The organism is Candidatus Streptomyces philanthi (assembly GCF_059553635.1).
The window spans coordinates 1-5,999 of sequence record NZ_JCANQV010000327.1 but is presented as its reverse complement, the minus strand read 5'-3'; the positions used below and the strand labels follow the sequence as shown (position 1 = coordinate 5,999).

The window sequence follows — 5,999 nt, the reverse complement described above, 5'->3', positions numbered from 1 at the left end:
CAGTGCTGGTGGGGGTGGTCTGGCTGGTGTTCGGGGTGGTGGCGCACCGCAGGATGCGGGCGATGGCCGTGCCCCGTCCGGGTGTGCTGCCGCCGGGGACCGTCCTGCTGTCGGCGGGCTGCGCGGCCGCCCTGGCGGTGCTGGGAGCCGTCCTGCTGCTGGCCCCGTAGGGCCCGGGTGCCGTGTCCGTGCTGGCCGGAAACCGTCCGTGATCCACGCCCCACGCACGCCCTCTGGACGCCATACCGACTAGTCGGCATGATCGTGCCCAGCGACGTCCACTCCACACGGATTCCACGGAGGAGCACGATGAGCAAGGCCACCCCGCCCCCGCAGGAAGCGGACCGGGAGGGGCCGCCCGGCCTCGACCCCGTCCGGCTGCGCGCGCATCTGGACCGGGAACGCCCGGGACTGGTCGGCGGGCCGCTGAGCGTGCGGCTGATCGAGGGCGGGCGGTCCAACCTCACCTACCGCGTCACCGACGGCACCTCCTCCTGGGTGGTGCGCCGCCCGCCGCTGGGGCACGTCCTGGCCACCGCGCACGACATGGGGCGCGAGCACCGGGTGATCAGCGCCCTGCACGGCACGCCCGTACCGGTCCCGGAGGCGCTGCTGCTGTGCGAGGACGAGTCGGTCGTCGGCGCGCCGTTCTACGTGATGGAGCTGGTCGAGGGCACCCCGTACCGCAGCGCCGGCCAGCTGCGGGCGCTGGGGCCCGAGCGCACCCGGAACGTGGTGCTCTCCCTCGTCGACACCCTGGTCGCGCTCCACGCCGTCGAGCCGGACGCGGTGGGCCTGGGCGGCTTCGGGCGTCCGGACGGCTTCCTGGAGCGGCAGGTGCGGCGCTGGGGCAAGCAGCTCGCCGCGTCCCGCAGCCGCGACCTCCCGGGCATCGACGCGCTGCACGAGGCGCTGGGCGCGGCGGTCCCGCCCTCCCCCGCGCCCGCCGTGGTCCACGGCGACTACCGGCTGGACAACGTGCTGGTCGGGTCCGACGACCGGATCACCGCCGTACTGGACTGGGAGATGTCCACCCTCGGCGACCCGCTGACCGACCTCGGGCTGCTCGCCGTGTACAGCGCGCAGCGCGAGCTGCCCGGTTCCCCGCTGGCCACCACCGGGGGCGCGCCCGGCCACCCGGAGCCGGAGGAGCTGATCGAGCGGTACGCGGCCGGGTCGGGCCGCGATGTCTCCCGGGTCGCCTGGTACACCGCGTTCGCGTACTTCAAGCTCGCGGTGATCCTGGAGGGCATCCACTACCGCTACACGCTCGGCCGCACGCTGGGCGCCGGTTTCGACCGGATCGGGGAACTCGTCCCGGTCTTCGTCGAGAACGGCCGCGCCACCCTGTCCGCCCTCAAGGAAGGCTGAGGCACCCGATGGATTTCGCGTTCGACGCCCGTACCGAGGAACTGCGCGGCAGGCTGCTGGAGTTCATGGACAGCCATGTGCTGCCGGCCGAGGAGGCCGAACGGGAGCAGCGCGCGGCCCTCGACTCTCCCTGGGACACACCCGCCGTGGTGGAGGAGCTGAAGGCCGAGGCGCGGCGGCGGGGGCTGTGGAACCTCTTCCTGCCCGACTCCCGGTACGGCGCGGGGCTGACCAATCTCCAGTACGCGCCGCTCGCCGAGATCACCGGCCGCAGCCCGCACCTCGCGCCGACCGCGCTGAACTGCGCGGCGCCGGACACCGGCAACATGGAGGTGCTGGCGCTGTTCGGCGACGAGGAGCAGCGCGCGCGGTGGCTGGAGCCGCTGCTGGCCGGTGAGATCCGGTCGGCGTTCGCGATGACCGAGCCCGAGGTGGCGTCGTCGGACGCGACCAACATCGAGACACGGATCGAGCGGGACGGCGACGAGTACGTCATCAACGGCCGCAAGTGGTACATCTCCGGTGCGATGAACCCGCTGTGCCGGATCTTCATCGTGATGGGCAAGACGGACCCCGGTGGTCCCGACATCCGCCGCCAGCAGTCGATGGTGCTGGTGCCGCGCGACACCCCCGGGCTGCGCGTCGAGCGCGCGATGCACGTCTACGGTTACGCGGACCACTCCCACGGCGGGCATGCCGAGGTCGTCTTCGAGGACGTACGGGTGCCGGCGGGCAATCTGATCGGTGAGGAGGGCGGCGGGTTCGCCATCGCCCAGGCACGGCTGGGTCCGGGCCGTATCCACCACTGCATGCGGCTGATCGGCATCGCGGAGCGGGCCATCGAGCTGATGTGCCGGCGGGCGGTGGAGCGGGAGGCGTTCGGCGGGCCGCTGGCGCGGCAGGGCGTCGTCCAGGAGTGGATCGCGGACGCGCGGGTCGCGGTGGAGCAGCTGCGGCTGCTGGTGCTGAAGACGGCGTGGCTGATGGACACGGTCGGCAACAAGGGCGCGCACACCGAGATCCAGGCCATCAAGATCGCCACTCCGCGGACGGTGACGGACATCCTGGACCGGGCCGTGCAGCTGCACGGCGCGGGCGGGGTGAGCCAGGACTTCCCGCTGGCCGAGCTGTGGGCCGGGGCGCGCACCCTGCGGCTGGCGGACGGCCCGGACGAGGTGCACCAGCGGTCGCTGGCCCGGCGGGAGCTCAAGCGCTACCGGTAGGACGACCGGGTGCCGCGGCCGGGCGGTCGCGGCACCCCGTCCCCGTCAGGGCCGCAGGGCGCGCAGCAGCAGGTCGGCGAGGTGGTCGGCGACCTGCCGCGGGCTCAGCGGCCCGTCCTCGCGGTACCAGGTGCCCAGGTGGTGCACCGAGCCGAAGTGGTAGTCGACGACGAGGTCGGCGGGGATGCCGGCGGCGAACACGCCGCTGCGCTGCCCCTCCTCGACCAGGGCGCGGAACCGCTCGTGGTAGCGGCGCCGTTCGGCGCGCACCTGCTTGTCCTTCTCCGGGCTCAGATGGTGCATCGACCGGAAGAAGATCTTGGTGTCGTCGAGGTTCTCGATGGTGGTGACCACCACGTCGGCGGCGGCGTCGCGCAGCCGCTGCTCGACGGGGGCGTCGGCGTCCGCGAAGTGGTCGAGGCGTTCCTGCTGGAGGCGCAGCACCCGGCCGTAGACCTCGTGCAGCAGGTCCTCCTTGGAGCCGAAGTAGTGGTAGAGGGCGCCCTTGGTGACGCCCGCCGCGTCGACGATCTCCTGGACGGAGGTGCGGTCGTACCCCTGCTCGGCGAAGAGCCTGGTGGCGGTGGCCAGCAGCCGCCGGGCCACCGGCTTCGTACCGCCGTCGCCGTTGCCGTCCTTCGTGCCGGCCATCGTCCTCACCTGTCCCTCGTCCCCGCGTGTCGGTGGTTGCCCGGACGGGCCGGCGGCGCGGGGGCCGCCGGCCACCAGGGGTCATGCGCGCTCGCGCAGCTCCCGTCGGAGGATCTTGCCACTCGCGGTCTTCGGCAGCTCGGGCAGGATCTCCACCTGCCGGGGATATTTGTACGCCGCCAGCCGCCGCGCGCAGTGGGCGGACAGTTCGTCGGGCGCCGCCTCGTGTCCGGGCCGCAGGCTGACGTACGCCTTCACGGTCTCGCCCCGGTAGGCGTCGGGCACGCCGACGACCGCCGCCTCGCGCACGGCGGGGTGGGTGTAGAGGACGTCCTCGACCTCGCGCGGCCAGACCTTGAACCCGGAGGCGTTGATCATGTCCTTCTTGCGGTCGACGACGTAGAGCCAGCCGTCGCGGTCCATGAACCCGATGTCGCCGGTACGCAGTTCGCCGCCGGGGAGCGCGGCGGCGGTGGCGTCGGGCTGCCGCCAGTAGCCGGGGACGACCTGCGGGCCGCGGACGGCGATCTCGCCGTGTGCGCCGAACGGCACGTCCCGGCCCTGCTCGTCGATGATCCGGACGATTGTGTCGGCGCCGGGCAGGCCGACCGCGAGGGTGCCGGAGACCGGATCGACGGGGGCGCGGGTGCCGGGCGGGACGCTGGCGCAGGGGGCGGTGGTCTCGGTCAGCCCGTAGCCGTTGTGCAGGTAGGGGCCGAAGCGTTCGGCGAAGGCCTCGACGAGAGCGGGCGGCACGGGCGCGCCGCCGGAGAAGAGGAAGCGGAAGGACGCGAAGTGGTCGCGGGTCGCCTCGGGGCGGGCCATCAGCGCCATGAAGGCGGTGGAGGGGCCGATGGTGTAGGCGGGGCGGTGTTCGAGGAAGGCGTCGAGGACGACGCCGGCCTCGAAGCGGTGGGCCAGGGCGAGGGTGCCGGCGCCGGCGAAGCAGCCGGTGAGTTCGGTGACCATGCCGGTGATGTGGAAGAGGGGGGCGAGCGCGAAGACGGTGAAACCCTCGGGGAGGTCGAGGGAGGTGCGCTGCCGCTCCGCGTTGTAGCTGATGTTCCCGTGCGTGTTGACCGCGCCCTTGGGCCTGCCGCTGGTGCCGGAGGTGTAGCTGATGAGCGCGATGTCGTCGGCGGCCAGGTCCGGGTCCGGCGGGGCGTGGCGCGGCCGCGCGGCGGCGCGGGCCGTGGTGAGCAGGTCCTCGGCACCCTCCGGCACCGCCCGGCGGGCCCCGCGCAGCACCCGGGGGTCGTCGCGGGTCTGGAGGTCCCGGTCGCAGCCGGTCAGCGCGATCCGTACGGACGGCACCGCGGCGGCGGCCTCGCGCAGGAAGCCGTCCCACAGGTGGTCCGCGCAGAGCACGGCGGTGACCTCGGCGTCCTCCAGGACGTGCCGCGTCTCGTCCGTCTTGTACATGGGGTTGACGGGGACGACGACGCCGCCCGCCTTCCAGACGCCGAGCACGGCGAGCACGAAGTGCGGGGTGTTCTGGAACATGACGACGGCCCGGTCGCCGCGCCGCAGGCCGCGGGCGGTCAGGTGGCGGGCCACACCGTTGGCGAGGGTGTCGGTCTCGGCGTAGGACAGACGGCCGTCGAAGTAGGCCAGGGCGGTGCGGTCGGGCGCGCGGCGCACCGCGTCGCGGAAGAAGTGCAGCGGTGTGGGGGGCGGTTGGACGGGGGCGCGCTGGGCTTCGGGGAGCCCTGCCAGCCAGGGCTTGTCCTGGTACGAGGTCATCGGGGCCCTCTCTTCCTGGTCCGCTGATCGTCCTTGAAGGAGCACCGGGGGCGGGCGGCGGGCCCGCTAGGAGTCCGCGCCCTCCCGCCGTTCCAGTTCCCGCTGGAGCTTGTTCATCCCGCCGAGCCAGCGGTCGGGGTCGCCGGCGCGGGCGGTGTAGTAGCCGGCGACCTCCGGGTGCGGCAGGACGAGGAAGCGTTCCTCGCGCATCGCGTCGAAGAGGGCGTCGGCGACGGCGTCCGGTGCGATGGCGCCGGGCGTCAGCATCAGTTCGCCGGCGGTGCCGGTGGCGGCCAGCATGTCGGTGCGGACGCCCTGGGGGCAGACGGCGTGCACGGCGATGCCGCGGTGGCGGTAGGTCGCGGCGAGCCATTCGGCGAAGGCGTGGGCGGCGTGCTTGGTGACGCTGTAGGGGGCGGAGCCGAGCATGGTGAGCAGCCCGGCGGCGGAGACGGTGGCGACGAACCGGCCGCTGCCGCGTTCGAGCCAGTGCGGCAGCAGGTCGCGGGCGGCCCGCACATGAGCCATGACATTGACGTCCCAGGCGTGCAGCCAGACGTCCTCGGGGGCCTCGGGGCCGCCGCCGGGGCCGACCCCGGCGTTGGCGCAGAAGATGTCGACGGTGCCGCCGAGGGCCTCGCGGGCGGCCGGGACGACGGTGGAGGCGTCGCCAGGGACGGCGACGGCGCCGATGGCGGCGGCGGTCGCGGCGGCCTTGGCCTCGTCGAGGTCGTTGACGGCCACCCGGGCGCCCTCCGCCGCGAAGCGGCGGGCCAGGGCGGCCCCGATGCCCCCGCCCGCTCCGGTGACGACGACGGCCTGGTCCCGTACGGATTCCACGCTGGTTCTCCCTGGGTCGTGCTCGACTCGGCTGCCCGGCACACTAACCAGTCGGTATGTCGCAGCGGAAGGGTGCGGCACGGGTACGGCCGGTTGCGTTCCGCGAAGGGCCCGAAGGCGTTAGCGTGCCCGCACACGAGTGCGGCGGGCCGCCGGGCCCCGATCACGGAG

5 protein-coding genes are annotated in these 5,999 nt (G+C 73.7%); 2 read left to right on the top strand and 3 right to left on the bottom strand.

Annotated features, from left to right (window positions below):
- The first annotated feature begins 309 nt into the window (after nucleotides 1–309).
- Together AC51EU_RS25955 and AC51EU_RS25950 are read left to right on the top strand one after the other, a co-directional pair.
- On the top strand, nucleotides 310–1,371 hold the full coding sequence (locus tag AC51EU_RS25955; protein WP_496269505.1) for a phosphotransferase family protein: 1,062 nt from the start codon (nucleotides 310–312) through the stop codon (nucleotides 1,369–1,371).
- A gap of 8 nt (nucleotides 1,372–1,379) precedes the next feature.
- Nucleotides 1,380–2,594, top strand: coding sequence for an acyl-CoA dehydrogenase family protein (locus tag AC51EU_RS25950; RefSeq protein WP_496269504.1), 1,215 nt, complete (start codon nucleotides 1,380–1,382; stop codon nucleotides 2,592–2,594).
- 45 nt (nucleotides 2,595–2,639) lie between these two features.
- Here the strand turns inward: AC51EU_RS25950 and AC51EU_RS25945 are convergent, their stop codons facing one another.
- The 3 genes from AC51EU_RS25945 to AC51EU_RS25935 form a co-directional block, all read right to left on the bottom strand.
- The gene (locus AC51EU_RS25945; RefSeq protein ID WP_496269503.1) at nucleotides 2,640–3,245 is read right to left on the bottom strand and encodes a TetR/AcrR family transcriptional regulator; all 606 of its coding nucleotides are present in this window, start codon (nucleotides 3,243–3,245) and stop codon (nucleotides 2,640–2,642) included.
- An 81-nt stretch (nucleotides 3,246–3,326) separates the two neighbouring features.
- Entirely contained in the window at nucleotides 3,327–4,988 is a 1,662-nt protein-coding gene (locus tag AC51EU_RS25940; RefSeq protein WP_496269502.1) for a class I adenylate-forming enzyme family protein, read from the bottom strand.
- Nucleotides 4,989–5,054: 66 nt separating this feature from the next.
- Nucleotides 5,055–5,828 carry an SDR family NAD(P)-dependent oxidoreductase gene (locus tag AC51EU_RS25935; RefSeq protein WP_496269501.1) on the bottom strand — a complete coding sequence of 258 codons (774 nt, stop codon included), beginning with the start codon at nucleotides 5,826–5,828 and terminating at the stop codon, nucleotides 5,055–5,057.
- Nucleotides 5,829–5,999 lie beyond the last annotated feature (171 nt).